This window comes from Marinobacter sp. UBA3604 (assembly GCF_002375325.1).
Classification (GTDB): Bacteria; Pseudomonadota; Gammaproteobacteria; order Pseudomonadales; family Oleiphilaceae; genus Marinobacter; species Marinobacter salarius.
In genome coordinates this window covers 16195-36355 of record NZ_DFMB01000013.1, presented here as the reverse complement: position 1 = coordinate 36355, position 20161 = coordinate 16195, and the positions used below count along the sequence as shown (strand labels likewise).

Here is a 20161-nt window from a genome sequence, read left to right as displayed (position 1 = left end):
TTTTTTATTGCCAGGCAAACAACCAATCAGGCGAGCAATGCCGAACAGCCCTTCCGAAAATGTGCGGAGCCATGGATGGCGGAGCCCAAGCGTACACGGACGTATTCAAAGCGTTTTTCGGAAGGGCTGTTCGTCATTGCTTGCCGTCTTGCTATGCGGCGTCGAGCGCTAGTCCCAGCTCTGAGTCCGATCCAGATCAGCAGCCTTCTGCTCAACCCAGTGCTCCGTGTCGCCCGTGATCTCCTTCTTCCAGAACGGCGCCGACGTCTTCAGCGCATCCATGATGAACTCACAGGCTGAAAAGGCATCTCCGCGATGGGCACTGCACACCCCCACAAACACAATCTGATCAGCCAATGCCAGCGCTCCCACCCGGTGAATAATCCGCGCGTCCCGCACATCCCAGCGCCGTGAGGCTTCATGAACCAGCCCCTCGATAACTTGCTCCGTCATCCCCGGATAGTGCTCCAGAAACAGCCCCGTAACGCCGTTCATGTCACCATTGTCCCGAACCAGTCCGGTAAAGGTCGCGATGGCTCCAGTACCAGAACCGCTGTTCCGAAGGGCTCGGTATTCTTCAGCAGGATCAAAATCCTGTTGCTGGACGCGGATCACATCAACCTCCTGTCACCGGCGGGAAAAAGGCCACTTCATCGCCAGGCTGTAACGCCCTGTCGGGCTTGGTCATTACCTGATTAACCGCAATCATCACCGGTTGCGCGCCGTCCAGCTGGGCCCAGTTTCCCCCTCGAGAGGCAAGGCTGTGCAGCAGTTGCCCGGCAGTCAGCCCGGGTTGGGCCTCAACCGTCAGCGTGCTTGTATCCAGTTCCTCCCTCAGACGGGCAAAGAACTTCACCGTAATAGAATTATCCGTAGCCATGGTCATTCCAGCAGCTCCGCAAACGAGTAGTAGACAATAGGGTCGCCGAGGGTAATGGTCGTGTTCTCAGGTACTACAGCCAACCCTTCAGCCCAGCAGGCAGAACTCAGAACGCCGGAGCTCTGGTTGGGGTAGGCCGTGATCGTCAGGCCATCATCGCCAATGTTCTTACGGGCACGGACATACTGCCGGCGGATCGAGGGCTTCTCGGTTGAAAATCCGGCCGGGATCCGTTCACCGCGGACTGTAACACTTGTCCGACCCTGGCACGCGCGAATAAACGGCATGCCCATCACCATAAAGCTGACCAGCACGGCCACCGGGTTGCCGGGCAGGCCGAGCACCGGCGTGTCGCCAATCGTACCGAAGGCCATTGGTTTTCCTGGTTTGCTGGCAAGCCGCCACAGGGACAGGTCGCCTGATTCCTCCAGCACCGCCCGAACATGGTCTTCCTCGCCCACCGACACGCCGCCGCTGGTGATGATCAGGTCGGCCTCGGTTGCGGCCCGCTCAAGAGTGCTGCGGGTCGCGTCCCGGGCATCCTTCAGGGCCTCACAAAGCACCACCTCGCAGCCTGCTTTCGCCAGCAATCCCAGCAGGGTGTAGCGATTGCTATTGTAGATCTGTCCAGGCCCCAGTGGTTGTCCGGGGTCCACCAGCTCGTCACCGGTCGTGAGAACGGCGACTTTCAGTTTTGCGTACACGGCAACGTCTGCCGTACCAATGGAGCCCAGCAGGCCCATTTCCTGGGGGCGAATCCTGGTGCCCGCCGCCAATGCCAGCTCGCCCTGAGCCAGATCCTGGCCACGGCGACGGATATTCTGGCCTTCACTGACAGGCCCATTGACGGTGATACCGTCGCCGCAAACGCTGACCCGTTCCTGCATGATGACCGCGTCTGCACCTGAGGGGATTTCCGAACCGGTGAAAAGACGCACGGCCGTTCCGGGCTTAAGGGTAAGACGTTCTTCACCGGCCGCTGTGCGGCCAGACACCGGCAGTGGTCCCCCGCCAGCAAGATCCCCTGCACGTACGGCGTAACCGTCGACGGCGCTGTTATCCGCTGGTGGTACATCCGCCGGAACTGTGTAGTCCCGGGCCAGAACCCGGTTCAGGCTATTTGCCAGGGTCACGGTTTGTGAGTGCGTGATCGGGCGCGCCCGGGCGACCAGGTGATCAATGGCTTCTTCAACGGGAGTCAGGTCAGGGCTTGCCATGGATTATCGCTCCGAGCGCTCGCCAATAACCTGGTTGATCCGGCTGAGAGGCTTGTCCGGCTTGCCCAGGGCCAGGTCTGAGAAATTGCAGGGGCCGTGGCGGCTGTCCAACTGGCTGACCAGAATGCCGTTCCAGCCCGTGCGGCAGGCACCTGTGGAGCCGGGCAGGCAAAAAATCACCGTATGATTGGCCAATCCTCCAAAGGCACGAGATTGAATAGTGGAAGAGCCAATCTCGCTGGCGGAAAGCCGGCGGAACTCCTCACCGAAGCCGTCGATGGCTTTGTCCAACAGCGGGGCGACGGCTTCCGGTGTACTATCGCGTTCATGGAAGCCGGTGCCGCCGGTGATGATCACCACGTTGATCTCCGGGTCAGCAATCCAGCCGGACATCAGCGCCCGTATGAGATAGACATCATCCGGCAGGATGCGTCGGGCAACCAGTCGGTGGCCCGCTTCAATGATGCTGTTCTCCAGGAACTTTCCTGATGAGTCTTCCGCTTCACCACGGCTGTCGGACACCGTCAGCAGGGCGATGCTCAGGGGTTTCAGTTCGACGGTGGCGTCGATACTCATGGATGCTCTCCAAAGTTTTTATAGGTCTGTCTAACAGTATCTCTATTGGGAATGATGAATGGAAGGGGAGACACCCGTTAGAGGGATGCAGGGTATTTTCGGATGCCGAGGAAGGCCCCTTCAGAAGGAATTGGTTCAAAAATGCGCGACATTACTTGACATTGGTACGCAAGGTGGCTGATGATCGCTCTTGCCCGGCGAACGGTTGTTCTTCCTGTCTCTGGCTTCAGTACCTTTCCGGACTCCATCTACACCGGTTGCTCCATCTGGCCAGCACCAAGTTCAACGTATATCCGATCAATCCGTTTAGGGGCACCCCTTTCATTTCCATATTCGTTTACTTCCATTCCTGACTATCTAACAACCTATGAACCTTACTGAACTCAAGCAGAACTCCATGCCCGAATTGCTCGATATTGCGCAAGAGATGGGCCTCGATAACCTGGCTCGCTCGCGCAAGCAGGATGTCATCTTCACGATCCTGAAGAAGCATGCTAAAAGCGGCGAAGACATTTACGGTGACGGCGTACTGGAAATTCTGCAGGACGGTTTCGGCTTCCTCCGTTCCGCCGACGCCTCATACCTTGCCGGTCCTGACGACATCTACGTGTCGCCAAGCCAGATTCGCCGTTTTAACCTGCGGACCGGTGACACCGTTGCCGGCAAGATACGCCCGCCGAAAGACGGCGAGCGTTACTTTGCCCTGCTGAAAGTTAACGAGATTAACTTCGACAAGCCGGACAACGCCCGAAACAAGATCCTGTTCGAGAACCTGACACCGCTGTTCCCGGACGAGCGCCTGATGCTTGAAGCCGGTAATGGTAGCACCGAGGATCTGTCCTCACGGGTTCTGGATCTGGTAGCGCCCATCGGCAAGGGCCAGCGCGGCCTGATCGTGTCTCCGCCCAAAGCCGGTAAGACGCTGCTGATGCAAAGCATCGCCCAGTCCATCACCCGTAACAATCCAGAGTGCCATGTGATGGTGCTGCTGATTGACGAGCGTCCGGAAGAAGTAACCGAGATGCAGCGCACCGTGCGTGGTGAAGTGATCGCCTCCACCTTCGATGAGCCCCCGGCCCGTCATGTGCAGGTGGCCGAGATGGTCATCGAAAAGGCCAAGCGTTTGGTCGAGCACAAGAAAGACGTGGTGATTCTGCTGGATTCCATCACCCGTCTGGCCCGTGCCTACAACACGGTGATTCCGTCCTCCGGCAAGGTACTGACCGGTGGTGTGGACGCCCACGCCCTTGAGAAGCCCAAGCGTTTCTTTGGTGCGGCCCGTAACGTGGAAGAGGGCGGCAGCCTGACCATTCTTGCCACCGCGCTGGTCAACACTGGCTCCAAGATGGATGAAGTCATCTATGAGGAGTTCAAGGGAACCGGTAACATGGAGATCCATCTGGATCGCAAGATTGCCGAGAAGCGCACCTATCCCGCCATCAATATTCGCAGCTCTGGCACCCGCCGTGAGGACCTGCTGATGAGCGAGGCGGATATCCAGCGCATCTGGATTCTGCGCAAGCTGCTGCACTCCATGGACGACGATACCGGTGCCATTGAGTTCCTGCTGGACAAGCTGCGTGAAACCAAGACCAACGACGAATTCTTCCAGTCGATGAAGCGTCGTTAAGTCCTGCTGCGCCTCAGGTTTGGGGGCAGGCGGAGCCGGGGTGAGCTGCCCCGGACACGCCGTAAACCCATCCCTGGGGGCTCGGCATTGCCATCCCTGGCAATGCACGGTCCGGGGCAGCTCACCCCGACTCCGCCGTCCAGAGTTGGTACGCGCGCTGATCCCCCATCCAGTTCCCGCACCCACGCAGAAATCCAAGCCAATACCCAGGCCGAACCAAAACCAAAGAATTCGCGTACAATGCCGGAATCAACCGGAGTAGCCGATGAAATACAACGACCTGAGAGACTTCATAGGCCAGCTTGAAAAGTTGGGAGAGCTGAAGCGTATTTCAGTGGAAGTCGATCCCCACCTGGAAATGACCGAGATCTGCGACCGCACGCTGCGGGCAGGTGGCCCCGCGTTGTTGTTCGAGAACCCCAAAGGCTACGACATGCCCGTGCTGGCCAACCTGTTTGGTACGCCGAAACGCGTGGCCATGGGCATGGGGCAAGACAGCGTGACCGCGCTGCGGGACATCGGCAAGCTGCTCGCTTTCCTGAAAGAACCGGATCCTCCCAAGGGCTTCAAAGATGCCATCGAGAAACTGCCGCTGTTCAGGCAGGTGATGCGTATGAGCCCCAAAGTGCTTCGCTCGGCGCCCTGCCAGGACGTGGTGATCGAAAAGGACCAGGTGGATCTGTACCAGATACCGGTTCAGCACTGCTGGCCCGGGGACGCAGGGCCTTTGGTGACCTGGCCGTTGGTGATAACCCGTGGGCCCCATAAAGAACGCCAGAATCTTGGTATTTACCGGCAACAGGTCATTGGCCGTAACCGGCTGATCATGCGCTGGCTGAGCCATCGTGGAGGTGCGCTGGATTTTCAGGAGTTCCAGAAAGCCAACCCGGGTAAACCCTACCCTGTGGCCGTTGCCCTTGGGGCGGACCCGGCGACCATCCTGGGTGCGGTGACGCCGGTGCCGGATTCGTTATCGGAATACGCCTTTGCTGGCCTGCTCCGCGGCGGAAGAACCGAATTGGTGCAGTGTGGTCTCAGCGATCTGCAGGTGCCGGCCAGTGCCGAGATTGTGCTGGAAGGGTTCATCTATCCGGACGACGTAGCGCCGGAAGGCCCGTTCGGGGACCATACCGGTTATTACAACGAAGTGGATGAATTCCCGGTGTTCACCGTGGAGCGGGTGACGCACCGCAAGGACCCGATTTACCACAGTACCTACACTGGCCGCCCACCCGATGAGCCCGCCATTCTGGGTGTGGCACTGAACGAAGTCTTCATTCCCATCCTGCAGAAGCAGTTCCCCGAGATTGTGGATTTTTACCTGCCTCCCGAGGGGTGCTCCTACCGTCTTGCAGTGGTGACCATGAAGAAACAGTACCCCGGCCATGCCAAACGGGTGATGATGGGAGTATGGTCATTCCTGCGGCAGTTCATGTACACCAAGTTTGTGATCGTTACCGACGACGACGTAAACGCACGGGACTGGAAAGACGTGATCTGGGCCATGACCACCCGCATGGACCCATCCAGGGATACCACGCTGGTTGAGAGCACTCCCATCGACTACCTGGACTTCGCTTCGCCGGTGTCCGGGCTGGGCTCGAAAATGGGGATGGATGCCACCAGCAAGTGGCCGGGCGAAACCGATCGGGAGTGGGGCACGCCCATCACCATGTCCGACGACGTCAAAAGGCGTGTGGACGACATCTGGGACAGCCTGGGGATTGAAGTTTCATCCGATCGCCCCGATTGATATGGCCAGCCGTGAATGTCGTATTCAACTCGTGCCGGCGGTATTGTCCTTTACCGCAGCCGCCGACGAGACGCTGCTTGCGGCAGCCGGCAGGGCGGGGATCGCGGTTCCCGCCGCCTGTCGCAATGGCGTGTGCGAGCTCTGTGAGGCTCGCCTGGTCAGTGGCGAGGCCCTGAATACCCGCAATCAACACACAATTCCGGTCACCGGGCGACTGATGATGTGTCGCACCCTGGCGCTCAGTGACCTTGAACTGGAGATAGACGCCGTTATGGCAGCCGGAGACAACCAGCCTCGCAAGTTCCAGGCAAAGGTGGTGGACGTTCGTTCCATCAGCCACGATGTTTACCGTGTGGAACTGCAACTGCCCCGTCGCCGGGAACTGTCGTTTCACGCCGGCCAGTACCTGTCCGTGAATCTGCCGGATACAGACCCCTGTTATTTTTCCATCGCCAGCAGTCCGTCTGAAGAATTGATTGAGCTGCACATTCAGGCGACACCGGAGTGGGTGTCTGCACAGAAAGTGATTGATGCATTGACCTCTGGCGGAGAGGTGACCGTTGAATTACCCCACGGCCGCGCGTGCCTGGCGTCCGCGCCGGACAAACCGCTGTTGCTGGTTGCCGCCGGAACGGGGTTTGCCCAAATGAAGAGCCTGGTGGATTACCTGCAGAAAACGTCTTACGACAAGCCTGTGAAATTCTACTGGGGCGTTCGCCGCCACGAGGATATGTACCTGCGATCCCTGGCCCAGCAGTGGCAGGAAGAATGGCCGCCCTTTATCTTCCTGCCCGTGGTAGGAGATGACGAAGACAACGAGTGGAGTGGCCACCACGACCAGCTGGTGCGAACCGTGCTGGCGTCGGGCATGGACTGGAGCAACGTGGAAGTTCACGCCAGCGGCTCGCCGACGATGGTCTACACCTTGATGGATGCGTTACTGGAGGTGGGGTTGCCGCAGGAAGCATTTTTCTCCGATGTACTGGAATACGCCCCGAGAGGTTGAGACCCGGGGCCAGCCCCTCAGGCCTTGGGCATCGGCAAATCCGGCAACCCACTATCGTTAACCAATCCCTGCATCAACAGCTTCACACTGTTTTCACCTTCTCCCATGTGAGCATTCAGGCGGCTCAACTCGGCCATGGTTTCGCGGCTGCGGCGTAGCCGAAGGCTCGTTTCGAAATACTCCCGCGCCTTGCCCCAGAGCTCGTTGCGCAAGCTTAGACGGCCGAGTGCCAACAGCAGCTCTGCATTGTTGGGACGATCCTTCAGCCACTGCTCCGCCACCAGCAACTGCTCATCCGGCTTCAGGCCTTTTACGCGACCATACAGATTGACCAGCTCATCACCCCAGTGATTGCGCAGGACTTTCCTCAGCAGGGTTTCAGCCTGGGCTTCGTCGCCCAGATCGGCAAGCAGCCGGGCATACTCGCGAATGGTGTGCTCGTCACGGCGGAGAAACCCTGGCAGCTCATCCCAAAGTTTGGTGAGAGGCTCAAGGGACGCCGAAGGCTCACCCGAGTGGCGGCGGCATTCCTCAGCGGCACGCTGCAGAAGGTTTTGCCAAACCAGGCGTTCCAGGTCGCCCTGTTCTTCGCTCTCCATCAGGTTGCGTTTGCGGATTTCCGGCAACAGGCGGGACAGCTCGCGCCAGTCTTCCAGGCGCACGTAGGTGTTTTTCAGCAACTTGAGTACAAACGGATGGTGGGGCGCCTGCTTGCGCAGCCGCACCAGGGTTGCCAGGGCCTGCTCCAGTCGATTGCCGGCCAGTTGCAGTTGGGCCTGGGTGATACCCACTGCCATGTCGGAGCCCGGGGTGCTCTCAAAGGCCTTGCGCAGCAGTTCGTCAACCGCCTCGTGATCGCCGGATTCAAACGAGGCCTGGGCCGCTGCCAGGTAGTTGATCAGTGGCGTGTCCGCATGCTCTGCTGAAGAAGTGAGCAGCTTGCGGGCACGGGGCCAGTTACCCTCCGCCAGGGCCAGCAGCCCCTGAGTGGTTCGGCGCCGGGCCCGGCGTTCATTGCTGCGGGCCAGCCAGCCGGCGACCATGCCGGTGCCATGGCGCAATCGACGGAACAGGTTGATGGTTAGCACGGAGGCTGCCACCAGCAGTACCAGCAACGCCAGACCAATCCAGAAATTGGTTTCTATCAGATAGTTGCCCAGGCTGATGCGGATGTAGCCAAGGTCGTACTGCAACCCCAGCGCAAGCCCGGTGCCCAGCAGTAAGGCGACCAGGATGATCAGCAAAATGCGGATCATGATGCGTCTCCCTGTTCACCGTTACTGCCATTCTTTTCGGCCTCTCCGTTGTCCAGTCGACCGGCTAGTCGCGCCTTGAGCAATTCCAGCGAGCGGCTGATGTCTGGCAGTTCCGGGTCAACGTTCTTTTGGGAGAGTTCCTCCAGGGTCTGGGAGAGCGCGATGATGCGGGTGTTGCTGCTGTCGTACCAGTCATTGATGGCATTGTTGGCTTTGGTCAGGGAGCGTGAGTAGAGCTGTTGATGGCCGCGAAGTACGGCCAACTCGGCTTCTTCCAGCATCAACTGCAGATTGAGCCGTGCATAGGCGCTTTGCTCCGGAGACAGCAGGGGTTTGACCGGCTCATCGAGCCTGCGGACCACAACCACCTGAGACAGGGTTTGCTTGACCTTGTGCCATCCCTCGGCAACGAGTCCCTGCCCGGAAGCATCGGCTTCCGGGTTCTCGCCGCTACTGACAAACCCTGGGGCGCGATCATGAATCAGTGCACTGTCTGTCAGTTGGTGGATGCTGTCGATGGCCGCTTCCAGTTTCAGGTAGAGCCCGGTGCGGTCGACATCGACAATGCCCTTGAGCGCCAGGATTTCCTTGGCCAGTTGCTGGCGAACCGGGTAAACGCCGATATCGTCTGATTCCGCCAGAACTTCATCACCGGATTCCAGTGCCGCCAAGGCTCCGCGAATGTCCTTCTCGATCATGAGCCTCTGGTTGGCCACTCTCAGCAGATATTCCGCCTCCGCCAGCAGCCAGTCGGTACGAGTACGGTTGCCGGCCTCCAGCAGTTCACGGGCGTTGTGGTCGATCTGCCGTTGCTGGGTCGCGATCAGTTCACGCTGTTCGGATAGCTTGTCTTCCAGCGCTTGCAGGCGACGGCTCTGCTCACTACCGGTCTGGCCGTACATCCGGTCCAGTTGCTCGGTATCGCTTTCCAGGCCGGTGATGGACTGTTGCAGTGCCTGGTAGTTGTTCCATTGTTGCCAGCTCCAAAGGGCCAGGGCAACGGCCAGGGCAAGCGCCAGTAGCGTAATGATCCAGAGGGGCCACAGTTTTTGCCGTGTTTGCTGACGCTTTTCGATCGGGGCAGGCAGTTGTGCGTTTGATTCTGTCACGGGCATCCTTACTTGGTGTTTCCGGAGCCTCCGTCCAGGCTGGCAAGTTGTCCGGCAACTGCAGCCACAATCGAGCTATCGGCAAGGCTTCCTGGTATACACGTTCGCCGGAGGCCGGCCAGACGTGCTTGTTCGGCAATCCGCTCAACGGGGACAACCAGCAAAGTGTTTTCAAGATTATGGCCGGTATTGTCACTGAGTGCGATGAGATTGTTCAATGTTTCTCCCGACAGTGTGACGATGGCCTCGGGGGAAAAGTCGTTCAACATCGCGTTCAGCGTTGCTTTATCATAGTCGGGACAGAAGCGACGATAAAGGGGCAGCACGGTGACGCGCGCACCTCTGCGTTCCAGGGTTTGCGGGATCAGTTCCCGGCCTTCCTCCCCGCGCACGACCAGAACCTTCTCGTGATTTAGTGTGGCGAGCTCCGGCAACTGTAGCAAATCTTCGCTGGTGTGGCCGGTTTCCGGTTGCCGGGTTTCCAGGCCGTAATTGCCCAGCACCGCGGCGGTTCCGGCCCCAACGCCGTACCAGTGGATGCCGGTGGGTGTCTGGGGCCACCACTCGTCCAGCCATTCCAGCAACAGGGCGGCGGCGTAGGGGCTGACGGCAATAACGTGGGCGAACTCGTCCAGGTTGAGGATCAGCGTGCGGGTTGCGGGGTCTTCCGGGAGCGGCTCGCGGGCGATAAGCGGCATGACCCGCGCATCGGCGCCGGCATCGCAAAAGCGCGAGGCCAGTCGGTCGGCTTCCGGTTGTGGCCGGCAGATGAGTATCCGCCGGCCCTTGAGGGGTAGTGAATCAGGTTGGGGTGTGGCCATAGATGTCAGCCAGTACCTTGTCTGCACCCAGTGCGAGTAGATCTTCCGCCAGTTCGCGTCCGAGACGCTCGCCCTCGCTGCGGGGCGCGCGGCCTTCAACGCGGAACACCTGAGTGCCGTCGACGGCACCCACGAGTCCGCGAAGCCAAAGCATGTCATCGTCTTCCAGTAACGCGTAGGCCGCGATGGGGACCTGGCAGCCGCCCTGCAGCCGCCGGTTCAGGGCCCGTTCCGCTTTCACTCGGTCCGAGCTGTCGCGATGATCCAGGGGCTCCAGCATGGCGATCAGTTCGGCATCATCGAGACGGCATTCGATGCCGAGCGCGCCCTGGCCCACGGCAGGCAGGGATATGCTGTCTGGCAGGCAGTAGCGGATACGGTCGTGGAAGCCGAGACGTTTGAGCCCGGAGCTGGCCAGGACGATCGCCTGATAGTCGCCGGCATCCAGTTTTGCCAGACGGGTGTTGACGTTGCCGCGCAAGGTGCGGATTTCCAGGTCGGGCCGATAGGCGCGCAACTGGGCTTCCCGGCGCAGGCTGGCGGTGCCGACAACGGCGCCGTGGGGAAGGGCGTCCACGTTGTCGTAGTCATTGCTGACGAACGCATCGGTGGGGTCTTCCCGCTCACAGATAGCTACCAACCCCAACCCTTCCGGAAACTCCATGGGCACATCTTTCATGGAGTGCACAGCCAGGTCAGCGCTGCCCGCCAGCATGGCCTCTTCCAGTTCCTTGACGAACAGCCCCTTGCCGCCAATCTTGGCCAGTGGCACGTCCAGGATCTTGTCGCCCTGGGTTTTGATCTTGACCAGTTCCACGGTCACGTTGTCGTGGAGCCGTTCCAGTTCAGATTTGATAAATTCCGCCTGCCACAACGCCAGTGCGCTGCTGCGGGTTGCGATGCGAAGGGTTCGTTTTGACATGGTGTTCGTTGCCGGATCTGAAAAATGGTACGCCAAGGGTACTCTTTGTGAGGCGAATTGTGGAGCCGAATGTTGTGGATCCAGGCTACCCGGGGCGATGCTCCTTCAGCCATTGCCTCACAGCGGCGGCGTGTCTCCGACTCACGGGCAGTTGCCCGTGCTGGTCTGTCAGATCAATCAGATTCTGACCATCCCGTTGCTTTAACAGCGCTCGGATATAGCGCACGCCCACCAGCGTGTGTCGGTGAATCCGGAGCAGGTATTGCGAGTAGGTGCTTTCCAGCTCTTTCAGGGTGTAATCGGTGACGGTCTCGCCGCGCAGATGATGAATGGTGACGTATTTCTGGTCGGCTTCGCAGTACAGGATGCCCCGGATATCGATCAGTTCGGTCCCGCGGTGGGTACGGATGGCCAACTGTTCATCCGTGCCCGATTGCTTTTCAGCCAGCGCCTGCAATTGCACCCGGTTGACACGACCGGCCCGATTCAGGGCGTCGGCCAGCGCTTCCCGGCGCACCGGTTTGAGCAGGTAGGCCACCGCGTGTACATCGAAAGCCTGGATGGCGTAATGATCATAAGCGGTACAGAAGATAACGGCCGGAGGTGCCTCCAGTGCAGTCATTCGTCGTGCGGCTTCCATGCCATCGGTCCCCGGCATGCGGATATCGAGCAGCAGTATGTCCGGCGCCAGGCGCGCGGTTTTTTCCAGTGCTTCCTCGCCGTCGCCAGCCTCGTCACAGACATTGTAGCCAGGCAACGCCTCCACCAGTCGGCGTATCCGCTCCCTGGCCAGAGGTTCGTCGTCGGCAATCAGTACGCTGCGGTGATTGTTGTCGCCCATGCTTGCCTACTTGCTCCCTGTTGCCGGTTTTCCGTTGCCACTCGCTTTCTGCCACGGCAATCGGAGAGTGACGGTATATATATCATTCTGGTGGCTGTGTTTCAGCACGGCGGGTTCACCGAACAGGGCGTGCAGCCGGGACTGAATGTTGGCCAGTGCCATTCGGTTGCCTTCGTGGCTACCCTGGTCAGAGTCGGGGCGCGGGTTCTGCACCATCAGGTAGACCGAGGATCCCTTGCGGTAGGCCTCAATTTTTACGGTGCCTCCGTTCGGACGGGGCTGAATGCCGTGATAAATGGCGTTCTCGACCAGTGGCTGAACGGTCAGGGGTGGGATGGCCTGTTGATCCAGCCCGTCCTCGATATGCCATTCCAGTGTCAGCCGGTCTTCCAGACGCAGCTTTTCAATGGCCAGGTAGCGTTTGCACAGGTCCAGTTCGGCGCTCAGAGGAATCAGGCGGTCACCGGTGCGCAGGCTGGCGCGGAACAGTTCGGACAGATCCAGCACGGCGTCTTCAGCCCGTTCCGGGTTTACGACGATCAGGCTGGCAATGGTGTTCATACTGTTGAACAGGAAGTGTGGATGGATTCGTGCCTGCAGCGCTGTCAGCCGGGCCTGCATTTCTGATTCCCGTTGTTGTTGCCACTGGAACTGCATATAGAAGTACCGCAACACCATCAGTGTGATCAACAGTGCCAGCAGCAGTTTCTTGGCAACGCCCTGCCAGGCTTCCAGGCCGGGTTGCGGGTGGAGCACGCTGTCGGCGAAGAGGCTGAAAGCCAGCACATCCAGCATCACGATGGCGACAATCACCGTTGTGGCACGAGTAACCGTCAGCCGTGAGAGCCAGCGCCGCATGAGGCAGATCAGCGCAGCGCTGGTCAGCACCGTCCATTGCACGAACAGGGACAGCAGGCCGAAGTAGTTCCAGTCAATCCAGTGGCTTTCAGCCTGAACGATGGACAGTACCAGCACCAGCAATTCACTGGTGACCACTAGCAGGAAAACGGCCCTGACCCGGCACAGGTCCGGCACATAGAAATCGGCGTCGCTGTCCGCGACTGCCTGGGCTGGGCGTTCCCTGTTGTGTCTTGCGGCCATTGGACCTGTTCCTGATTCTTGTTCCTGATTAGGGGAGGGCAACTGAGTGCCACGGAATGCTATAATCCCGCGATATTCCATTTACCCATTCCCGCAGAATGATGCCGGGCTGTCAGCAGGAAAGATAGACCATGACGGATCAGAACAAGAGCGCCGAGAAACCCTGGGGCGGTCGTTTCACCGAACCCACCGATGCCTTTGTGGAGCGTTTCACCGCATCCGTAGGCTTTGACCAGCGCCTATACCATCACGATATTACCGGGTCCATTGCCCATGCCACCATGCTGGCGGAAGTGGGTGTGCTGACTGTGGAAGAGCGTGACACTATTATTGACGGCCTGAAAGCCGTCAAGGCGGACATTGAGGCCGGCACCTTTGAGTGGTCGGTCAGTCTGGAAGACGTGCACATGAACATTGAAGCGCGACTGACGGATCGGATTGGCATCACGGGCAAGAAGTTGCACACCGGTCGCAGCCGCAACGATCAGGTGGCCACAGATATTCGCCTCTACCTGCGCGACGAAATCGACGTCATCGCCGAAGAGCTTCGGCGCCTGCAAGCCGGCCTGCTGGATCTGGCCGAGCGCGAAGCCGAGACTATCATGCCGGGATTTACCCACCTGCAGACCGCTCAGCCGGTTACCTTCGGTCATCACCTGCTGGCCTGGTACGAAATGCTGGTGCGGGATGCCGAGCGCCTGCAGGACTGCCGCAAGCGTGTGAATGTGATGCCCTTGGGTGCTGCGGCGCTGGCGGGCACAACCTATCCGATTGATCGCGGCATCACTGCAAAACTGCTGGGCTTTGATCGGGCCAGTGAGAATTCCCTGGATTCCGTGAGTGACCGGGATTTTGCCATCGAATTCTGCAGCTTTGCCGCCCTGTTGATGACCCACCTGTCGCGCTTCAGCGAAGAACTGGTGTTGTGGACCTCTGCCCAGTTTGATTTCATCGACCTGCCGGACCGTTTCTGCACCGGGTCGTCGATCATGCCCCAGAAGAAAAATCCGGACGTGCCCGAACTGGTACGTGGCAAGACCGGCCGGGTGAACGGCCACCTGATCAGTTTGCTGACCCTGATGAAGAGCCAGCCGCTGGCCTATAACAAGGACAATCAGGAGGACAAGGAGCCGTTGTTCGATACCGTGGACACCGTGAAAGGCTGCCTCAAGGCTTACGCGGATATGATCCCGGCCATCGAAGCGCGGGCCGACAACATGCGCGTGGCGGCCAAGCGGGGATTCTCCACCGCAACTGATCTGGCGGACTATCTGGTCAAGAAGGGCGTGGCTTTCCGCGATGCCCATGAAATTGTGGGCAAAGCGGTTGCGTTTGGCGTTGCCGAAGGGCGTGACCTCTCGGAGATGACCACGGAAGAACTCACCCGCTTCTCCGACGTCATCGGCGAAGACGTGTTCGATGTGCTGACGCTGGAAGGCTCCGTGCAGGCGCGTGATCACCTTGGCGGCACTGCGCCGAAGCAGGTGCGCGCTGCAGTCGCACGCGCGCGCCAGGCACTCTAGCTAGCCGCCGATCTTCCCCGTGGTCAGGGTAACCTCCACCGGTTTCAGCTCCTCCAGTGGGCGTGGCCGGTAGAGGCGGAAGCCCTGGCCGTAGTGAATTCCAAGGGTTCGTACCTTTCGGAGGGTGTCGTCGTTCTCAATGAAGGTGGCGACCGTCACCTTGCCCGAGGCTTCCGCTATTTTATGAAGCGCCTCTACCATTACCTGCTGCACTGGATCGTCGTTCAGGTGCTGCATGATCTTGTGGTCCAGCTTGATGATGTCCACCGGCAGCTTTGCCGCCAGGCCATAACTTTCCACCGACGCTCCCGCACCATCCAGCGCTACCCGGCAGCCAATGCGGTGCAGGCTGTCGCACAGCACCGCGACATCGTCCGGGTATTGGGTGGCGTGGGCTTCCCTTATCTCCAGGCAGAAGCATTCCGGGGCAAAGGGTGATCCTTTCAGTGCGGCTTCCATAAAGTCCGCAAACGAGTCATCCAGTACGCTCGCCAGGGACAGGTTGAAGCCGCAGTACTTGAGGCGCGGCTCCAGCAGACGGTGCTGTTCGAGCCAGGCCAGGGTCTGACGGATCACCTGGCGATCCAGGCGCTTGGCCAGGTCAAATCGTTCGGCAACGGGCAGGAAAGCGTCCGGGGTCAGGGGAGGGCTGTCAGGCGTCTCACCGGGAATCCGGGTCAGTATTTCGATGTGGTCGCCCCAGGTAACGCTGGCCACGGGGCGCAGCGATTGGTATTCAAGCTTCAGGTGGCCACTGTCGAGTGCCTGCTGGATTTGTGCCAGCACCTCGTTGGCCGTGCCCTCGTCCAGCGACAGGGACATGGCCCGGGCGGCATGAATCCGGTTGCGACCGGACGTTTTTGCGGTGTGGCACAGGTCAGCCGCCTGGGTCAGCAGTTGTTCGGAATCGGTGGGCGCGTCGTCGTCCAGAAACAGCAGGCCGCCACTGGCCGTTGTCTGTAACTGCTTGTCCTGCCAGTGGAACACGAAGCCGCCGATCAGCTCGAGAATGCTGTCGGCAATCTTGCGGGCGCGCGCTTCGGGGCAGTTTTCGATCAGCAGGGCGAAGGTGTCGCCGGCCAGTCGTGCCAGCGCATCCCGCTGTCGGATCTTGACCCCGAGATTGCCGGCCAGCTCACGCAGGTAACGGTCGCAGGTGCCGCTGCCGGCGATGTCGTTGAAGTGGTCAAACCCATCCAGGTCGAGATAGAGCAGGCTGTCACTGCTCTCCCGCCGTGGCTTCTGCTCCAGTGTTCGTTGCAGGCGGCCCAGGAAGGCTTTGCGGTTCATCAGGCCGGTGACCGGATCATGCTGGACGCGGTATTCGCTGCTGGAGGAGTTCTGCAGGCGGTCGCTGATGTCCCGGGCCACATGAACGGCGCCAATCACGTCGCCCTGGTCATTGGTCAGGCGTTGATAGTGGATCTCGTACAGGGGCAGCTCCCGGTGTTGCTGCGCCATGGGCATTTCCACCACGAAACTGTCGCGTTCGAAGGCGCGGTGCCAGAGTCGCTCGATAAGCCGTCGTTCGTTGGGGAAGCCCTGCAATGCGGCGCTCAGGTTGCTTCCGGATTCCGGCCGGAGGCCGAAGGTAATCTCGAACTGGCGACTGAAGGCACGGTTGAAATGCAACAGGTTTAGCTGGCGATCAACGGCGACCACCAGGTCGTTGGTGGCGTTGATCGTGGCGCCCAGCATTTGCTCCGCCTGCTGGCGGGCGAGGGTATGATTGCGCTCAGGCGTGTGGTCAACCAGCGTTCCTCCCAGTCGCTGTATCCGTTCGCCGGCTTTCAGGGCCCGGCCAGTCAACGTCACTTGGCGAACGTTCTGTCGCGCGGTTATCAGATCCAGCGTCAGGGAGAAGGGCTGCCCGGTGCGGATGCAGCGACGGAACAGGGCGCGTATCCTGCCCTGGCTGGACTGGCAGTAGAAAAGTGCCTGTTCGGGCGTGATTTCGCTGCCGGGTCTTAATTCCAGCAAATGATACATGCCGTCCGTCCAGATCAACTCATTGCTGTGGAGGTCCAGCTCCCAGATACCAACGCCGGCGGAAGTTTCAGTCAGCCGAATCAGGCGGTGGTCGATGGGGGAATGATCCCGCTGGCTTATAAATGCGCTGGCGGCCTGGTCGGAATCGCGAATGTCCATGCGCAGGCTGAGACCCGCTGTGAAGAAAAAGCCTTCCTTGTGGCGGAAGGTGATCAGTATCGACTCGCCATTTTCAATTCGGTGGCGATGGGCCGGTGCAAAGGGATCGTCCTGGCGTGCGGCCAGGATGCACTGAACCTTGCGACCCTCCAGTTCGCTGGCGTCGTAGCCCAGCACTGCCTCGGCGTGATGATCAGCGAACAGGATGACGCCGTCGTCGTTGATGCGGATCAGGGTTCGACGTTCGGCACCCTGGGGGGTGTCGGAACGGTCTCGACGGATAAAGAATTCTTTCACGACGGAAAAGCCTCAGCCAAGTTGTGGCAGGAGCGTGCTAATGTTCTCCCGCTTTTATTTTTTTGCCGATTTTGCCACGATTCGGTCATCATACTGATAATGGTATCGGAAAGAACCTCTCCCGCGGAGTCGCCTTGACCATCCAAACCGCTCCTATTGCCCTGGACTTTGATGAGGGTATAGACCGAAAAACGCTGCGCCGGCTGCGGGACCGGTTCATGGCTGTCAACCGGGAGCGCTGGGATCGTGCCCATTCGGCCCTGACCTATCGGCAACAGGCTGTTCTGGAAGTGTTGCCACTGGTTTTCCATCTAAATCACCCGTCTTTGCCCGGCTATCTCGACAGCGACTGCCCTTACGGACTGAGCCACTATCGGCCCCCTGAGTCCACGCTGAACGCTGCCCGGCGCCTGGCAAGAACCTTTTCACTCAAGGACGAGGGGCGCAGAAAGCCAGACCTGGAAGCCCTCTTCCTGATGGGCAGCCCCGGGACCCTGGGCCATTCGGTGGCCAGTGATCTGGATATCTGGCTGTGTCATCGCCCGGATCTCTCGGAGCGGGGCGTGCGTTGCCTGGAACGTAAGGCTCAAAGTCTGTCCATCTGGGCCGAAAGCCTGGGGGTTGAGCTTCATGTGTTTGTGTTTTCCGCCGCTGACTGGCGTGCCGGAAGGCAGCGAGCGGAAGTGACCGGGGAAAACTGCGGCAGTTCACAGCACTATTTGCTGCTGGACGAATTCTACCGCACGAGCATTCATCTTGGCGGCCGTTATCCATTGTGGTGGCTGGTCCCCGTGGAGGATGAGCGACGCTATGACGAGTGCGCCCGGCAGCTGATTGACTGCCGTTTTATCCGGGGTGATGAGTACATTGATTTCGGCCCCGTGTCCTCGATACCGCAGGAAGAGTTTCTGGGGGCTGGAGTCTGGCAGTTGTACAAAGGCATCGACATGCCCTGGAAGTCGATCCTCAAGCTGCTGCTGATCGAGTGTTATGCCCGTAGTAATGAGAGCCAAGAGAGCGATGAGAAACCACTGCTGTCCCGGGTCTTCAAGGCGGCGGTGTATTCCGGTGAAACCAACCCTGACCGGCTCGATCCCTACGTACTGCTTTACGAACGCCTTGAGCAGTGGCTGTTTGAAGAAGATGCCCCCCAACGCCTGGTCCTGGTGCGTCAGAGCCTTTATCTCAAAGCAGGCCTGCCGCTTACCCGTTCGGCACAGACCCTCTCAGGCTGGAGAGCCAGGCTGTTGCAGGCCCTGGTGGACTCCTGGGGCTGGTCGGCTGCTGAGTTGAAAAACCTGGACAACCGGATCCGCTGGCGCGCAGAGGACGTGGTCACCCTTCGGCGGGCCGTGGTGGCCGAGTTAACCCACAGCTACCGGCTGTTGTCTCGGCTGGCTCGGGATCATGGCACCCGTGCGGCAATCACCAGCAATGACATGAACCTGCTGGGGCGTAAGTTGTATGCGGCGTTTCAGCGTAAGGCCGGGAAGGTAGAGCAGATCAACCCCGGGCTAGCCCCCTCCCTGGCAGAAGAGAATCTTGCGTTCCATCACCAGTCGGAACAGGGTGGTTCGGCTGGTCACGACGGCTGGTTGCTATACCGTGATCTTGAGGACCCGTCAGATGCGCTCTGGCAACCGGTCATACGCCGTTCGGGCAATCTCAGTGAACTGTTGGTGTGGGGCTATTACAACGGCTTGCTGACCCGGGCCACACGGTTGAATGTGCGAGCCGGCAGCAGCATTGCCTCGGTGGCGGAACTGCGGGAAATGCTGGATGCACTTGGTGCGTTCCTGCCATTCCCGGTGGAGCCGGCTGGCCGGGAGGCGCTTTCCCGGGGTGTGCACCCGCTGCGCAACCTGCTGTTTGTCAATGTCGGGGTCGACCCTCAGGCCTATCTGACCGAGCGGGGCTTGCACAAGCTTAGCGCCCGTCACGATTCACTGGGCTTCAGCGGTGGACGGGAAAACCTGGTGAATACCATTGACCAGGTCACCTTCAATAGCTGGCACGAGGTGAGTTTGCAGCACTACGCCGCCGGAGACACGCTGGTGCAGTGCCTCAAAAACGTGCTGGCATCAGTCGCCAACGCTCCGGACCGGTTGCCGGATATCATGGTTCATAGCCACAGCACAGGCCACGGAGCCGCCATAGCCCGGCGCGTACGCGAGCTGTTCATGGACGTGATGCGTTATTTCTTCGCCGGCGGTGTCGGCCCTCATCCCCTGCGTTACGTCATCGAGATGGATCGGCGATACTTCCTGCTTCAATTCAGTGGCGCTGAGCCCGGATTCGTGGCCTTGGACAGCAACGAAGCGCTGATGGCGTATCTGTCCAAACCGCAGGAATCCTACGTGCCAGTGGTGTTTGACCAATACGCCTTGCTGGATGACCTGCCATTACGCGCCGTGTGCCATGCCAGCGAGCCGGATAACATTCAGGTGTTCTACCGCGTCACAGGAGAGACCGCGAAGGTGTGGGTCGTGGATGAACTGGGATCGGTGTTCTGCTGGCAGCAGGGTTACACCAATCGTCGCTTCCTGCTGGTGCCCTTGCTGCGATTCCTAGAGAACCTGATCGAACGCCGGCAGTTGCGACAACTGGACGCCGTGACCGATGTTGCAGGTGTTCAGTGCTATGAGATGGTGCTTCGCGACAGTCAGTGGCGTGCGGAGAGGCGGCCGGACGCCGACAGCAACGTGCGCCTGCCCGGGCTGGATGTACAGGCCATCGGTATTCAGGAGGGTGACTCTCAGGTGCGTTTCGATATTTTCTGTGGCGACCAGGAATTTACCGTCCAGGAGTATGGAGACCAGCTGATACCCGCGGTGGCCCACTATATTCGCTCGCTCCGCCAAAGTGACGAGCGCTACCCGGTCTACCTGACGGATGTTCACCTACCCCATGACCTGGATCCACAGATATACCAGCAGCATATCCAGACCATCCAGTATCTCTACTACCGTACCGAGTTGGAAGATTTGCTGAACCGGCATCTGTAGTATCCGGAATCGTGGGTGGTAGCATCTCGCCGGGCGCGGCCTCACTCAGGTATACTGCGTGCATACAGACAACGGG

The 20161-nt window shown here is 59.7% G+C and carries 16 protein-coding genes; 5 read left to right on the top strand and 11 right to left on the bottom strand.

The window, feature by feature from the left end; all coding sequences use genetic code 11:
* Positions 1–168 precede the first annotated feature (168 nt).
* From B2590_RS03215 to moaB, 4 genes are read right to left on the bottom strand one after another with little or no spacing between them, the layout of a single operon-like run.
* Positions 169–615: a molybdenum cofactor biosynthesis protein MoaE gene (locus B2590_RS03215; RefSeq protein ID WP_041332612.1), complete on the bottom strand. Its 447-nt coding sequence runs from the start codon at positions 613–615 to the stop codon at positions 169–171.
* Between the two features lies 1 nt (position 616).
* Positions 617–886, bottom strand: coding sequence for a molybdopterin converting factor subunit 1 (gene moaD, locus B2590_RS03210; RefSeq protein WP_052479373.1), 270 nt, complete (start codon positions 884–886; stop codon positions 617–619).
* Positions 883–2097: a gephyrin-like molybdotransferase Glp gene (gene glp / locus B2590_RS03205; protein ID WP_286811085.1), complete on the bottom strand. Its 1215-nt coding sequence runs from the start codon at positions 2095–2097 to the stop codon at positions 883–885. Before glp ends, moaD begins: the two co-directional genes overlap by 4 nt.
* Before the next feature lie 3 nt (positions 2098–2100).
* Complete coding sequence (gene moaB, locus B2590_RS03200) at positions 2101–2673, bottom strand: molybdenum cofactor biosynthesis protein B (protein ID WP_286811086.1); 573 nt, start codon at positions 2671–2673, stop codon at positions 2101–2103.
* 367 nt (positions 2674–3040) lie between these two features.
* Here moaB and rho point away from each other — a divergent pair, with 367 nt between their 5' ends.
* The 3 genes from rho to B2590_RS03185 all read left to right on the top strand — a co-directional run bounded on the left by rho (position 3041) and on the right by B2590_RS03185 (position 7062).
* Positions 3041–4303: a transcription termination factor Rho gene (gene rho / locus B2590_RS03195; RefSeq protein ID WP_036203025.1), complete on the top strand. Its 1263-nt coding sequence runs from the start codon at positions 3041–3043 to the stop codon at positions 4301–4303.
* A 265-nt stretch (positions 4304–4568) separates the two neighbouring features.
* Positions 4569–6056: a 4-hydroxy-3-polyprenylbenzoate decarboxylase gene (ubiD, locus tag B2590_RS03190; RefSeq protein WP_036203027.1), complete on the top strand. Its 1488-nt coding sequence runs from the start codon at positions 4569–4571 to the stop codon at positions 6054–6056.
* 1 nt (position 6057) lies between these two features.
* Complete coding sequence (locus B2590_RS03185) at positions 6058–7062, top strand: 2Fe-2S iron-sulfur cluster-binding protein (RefSeq protein WP_286811097.1); 1005 nt, start codon at positions 6058–6060, stop codon at positions 7060–7062.
* A 17-nt stretch (positions 7063–7079) separates the two neighbouring features.
* Here B2590_RS03185 and B2590_RS03180 read toward each other — a convergent pair whose 3' ends face one another.
* The 6 genes from B2590_RS03180 to B2590_RS03155 form a co-directional block, all read right to left on the bottom strand.
* A complete protein-coding gene (locus tag B2590_RS03180) occupies positions 7080–8318 on the bottom strand; it encodes a heme biosynthesis HemY N-terminal domain-containing protein (protein ID WP_036203032.1) in 1239 nt (412 codons plus the stop codon).
* Complete coding sequence (locus B2590_RS03175; protein WP_286811087.1) at positions 8315–9433, bottom strand: uroporphyrinogen-III C-methyltransferase; 1119 nt, start codon at positions 9431–9433, stop codon at positions 8315–8317. The genes B2590_RS03180 and B2590_RS03175 overlap by 4 nt, the downstream gene beginning before the upstream one ends.
* Before the next feature lie 2 nt (positions 9434–9435).
* Complete coding sequence (locus B2590_RS03170) at positions 9436–10248, bottom strand: uroporphyrinogen-III synthase (protein WP_286811088.1); 813 nt, start codon at positions 10246–10248, stop codon at positions 9436–9438.
* On the bottom strand, positions 10229–11170 hold the full coding sequence (gene hemC / locus B2590_RS03165; protein WP_036203041.1) for a hydroxymethylbilane synthase: 942 nt from the start codon (positions 11168–11170) through the stop codon (positions 10229–10231). Before hemC ends, B2590_RS03170 begins: the two co-directional genes overlap by 20 nt.
* Before the next feature lie 85 nt (positions 11171–11255).
* On the bottom strand, positions 11256–12011 hold the full coding sequence (locus tag B2590_RS03160) for a LytR/AlgR family response regulator transcription factor (protein ID WP_286811089.1): 756 nt from the start codon (positions 12009–12011) through the stop codon (positions 11256–11258).
* A gap of 6 nt (positions 12012–12017) precedes the next feature.
* Positions 12018–13112, bottom strand: coding sequence for a sensor histidine kinase (locus B2590_RS03155; protein WP_286811090.1), 1095 nt, complete (start codon positions 13110–13112; stop codon positions 12018–12020).
* A gap of 131 nt (positions 13113–13243) precedes the next feature.
* On the opposite strand from B2590_RS03155, the gene argH reads away from it, so the two are divergent.
* Positions 13244–14635 (top strand): argininosuccinate lyase, encoded by a 1392-nt coding sequence (gene argH, locus B2590_RS03150; RefSeq protein ID WP_036203046.1) that lies wholly within the window; start codon positions 13244–13246, stop codon positions 14633–14635.
* Here argH and B2590_RS03145 read toward each other — a convergent pair whose 3' ends face one another.
* Positions 14636–17080 (bottom strand): EAL domain-containing protein, encoded by a 2445-nt coding sequence (locus B2590_RS03145; RefSeq protein ID WP_041332615.1) that lies wholly within the window; start codon positions 17078–17080, stop codon positions 14636–14638. It abuts the gene before it with no gap.
* Positions 17081–17214: 134 nt separating this feature from the next.
* Between B2590_RS03145 and B2590_RS03140 the strand changes: the two genes are divergently transcribed.
* Positions 17215–20085 carry a class I adenylate cyclase gene (locus B2590_RS03140; protein ID WP_286811092.1) on the top strand — a complete coding sequence of 957 codons (2871 nt, stop codon included), beginning with the start codon at positions 17215–17217 and terminating at the stop codon, positions 20083–20085.
* The last annotated feature ends 76 nt before the right edge of the window (positions 20086–20161 follow it).

Coding starts and splice junctions, on each gene's coding strand:
- moaD (WP_052479373.1), bottom strand. CDS start 886: ATGACCATGGCTACGGATAATTCTATTACGGTGAAGTTCTTTGCCCGT.
- glp (WP_286811085.1), bottom strand. CDS start 2,097: ATGGCAAGCCCTGACCTGACTCCCGTTGAAGAAGCCATTGATCACCTG.
- moaB (WP_286811086.1), bottom strand. CDS start 2,673: ATGAGTATCGACGCCACCGTCGAACTGAAACCCCTGAGCATCGCCCTG.
- rho (WP_036203025.1), top strand. CDS start 3,041: ATGAACCTTACTGAACTCAAGCAGAACTCCATGCCCGAATTGCTCGAT.
- ubiD (WP_036203027.1), top strand. CDS start 4,569: ATGAAATACAACGACCTGAGAGACTTCATAGGCCAGCTTGAAAAGTTG.
- B2590_RS03185 (WP_286811097.1), top strand. CDS start 6,058: ATGGCCAGCCGTGAATGTCGTATTCAACTCGTGCCGGCGGTATTGTCC.
- B2590_RS03180 (WP_036203032.1), bottom strand. CDS start 8,318: ATGATCCGCATTTTGCTGATCATCCTGGTCGCCTTACTGCTGGGCACC.
- B2590_RS03175 (WP_286811087.1), bottom strand. CDS start 9,433: ATGCCCGTGACAGAATCAAACGCACAACTGCCTGCCCCGATCGAAAAG.
- B2590_RS03170 (WP_286811088.1), bottom strand. CDS start 10,248: ATGGCCACACCCCAACCTGATTCACTACCCCTCAAGGGCCGGCGGATA.
- hemC (WP_036203041.1), bottom strand. CDS start 11,170: ATGTCAAAACGAACCCTTCGCATCGCAACCCGCAGCAGCGCACTGGCG.
- B2590_RS03160 (WP_286811089.1), bottom strand. CDS start 12,011: ATGGGCGACAACAATCACCGCAGCGTACTGATTGCCGACGACGAACCT.
- B2590_RS03155 (WP_286811090.1), bottom strand. CDS start 13,112: ATGGCCGCAAGACACAACAGGGAACGCCCAGCCCAGGCAGTCGCGGAC.
- argH (WP_036203046.1), top strand. CDS start 13,244: ATGACGGATCAGAACAAGAGCGCCGAGAAACCCTGGGGCGGTCGTTTC.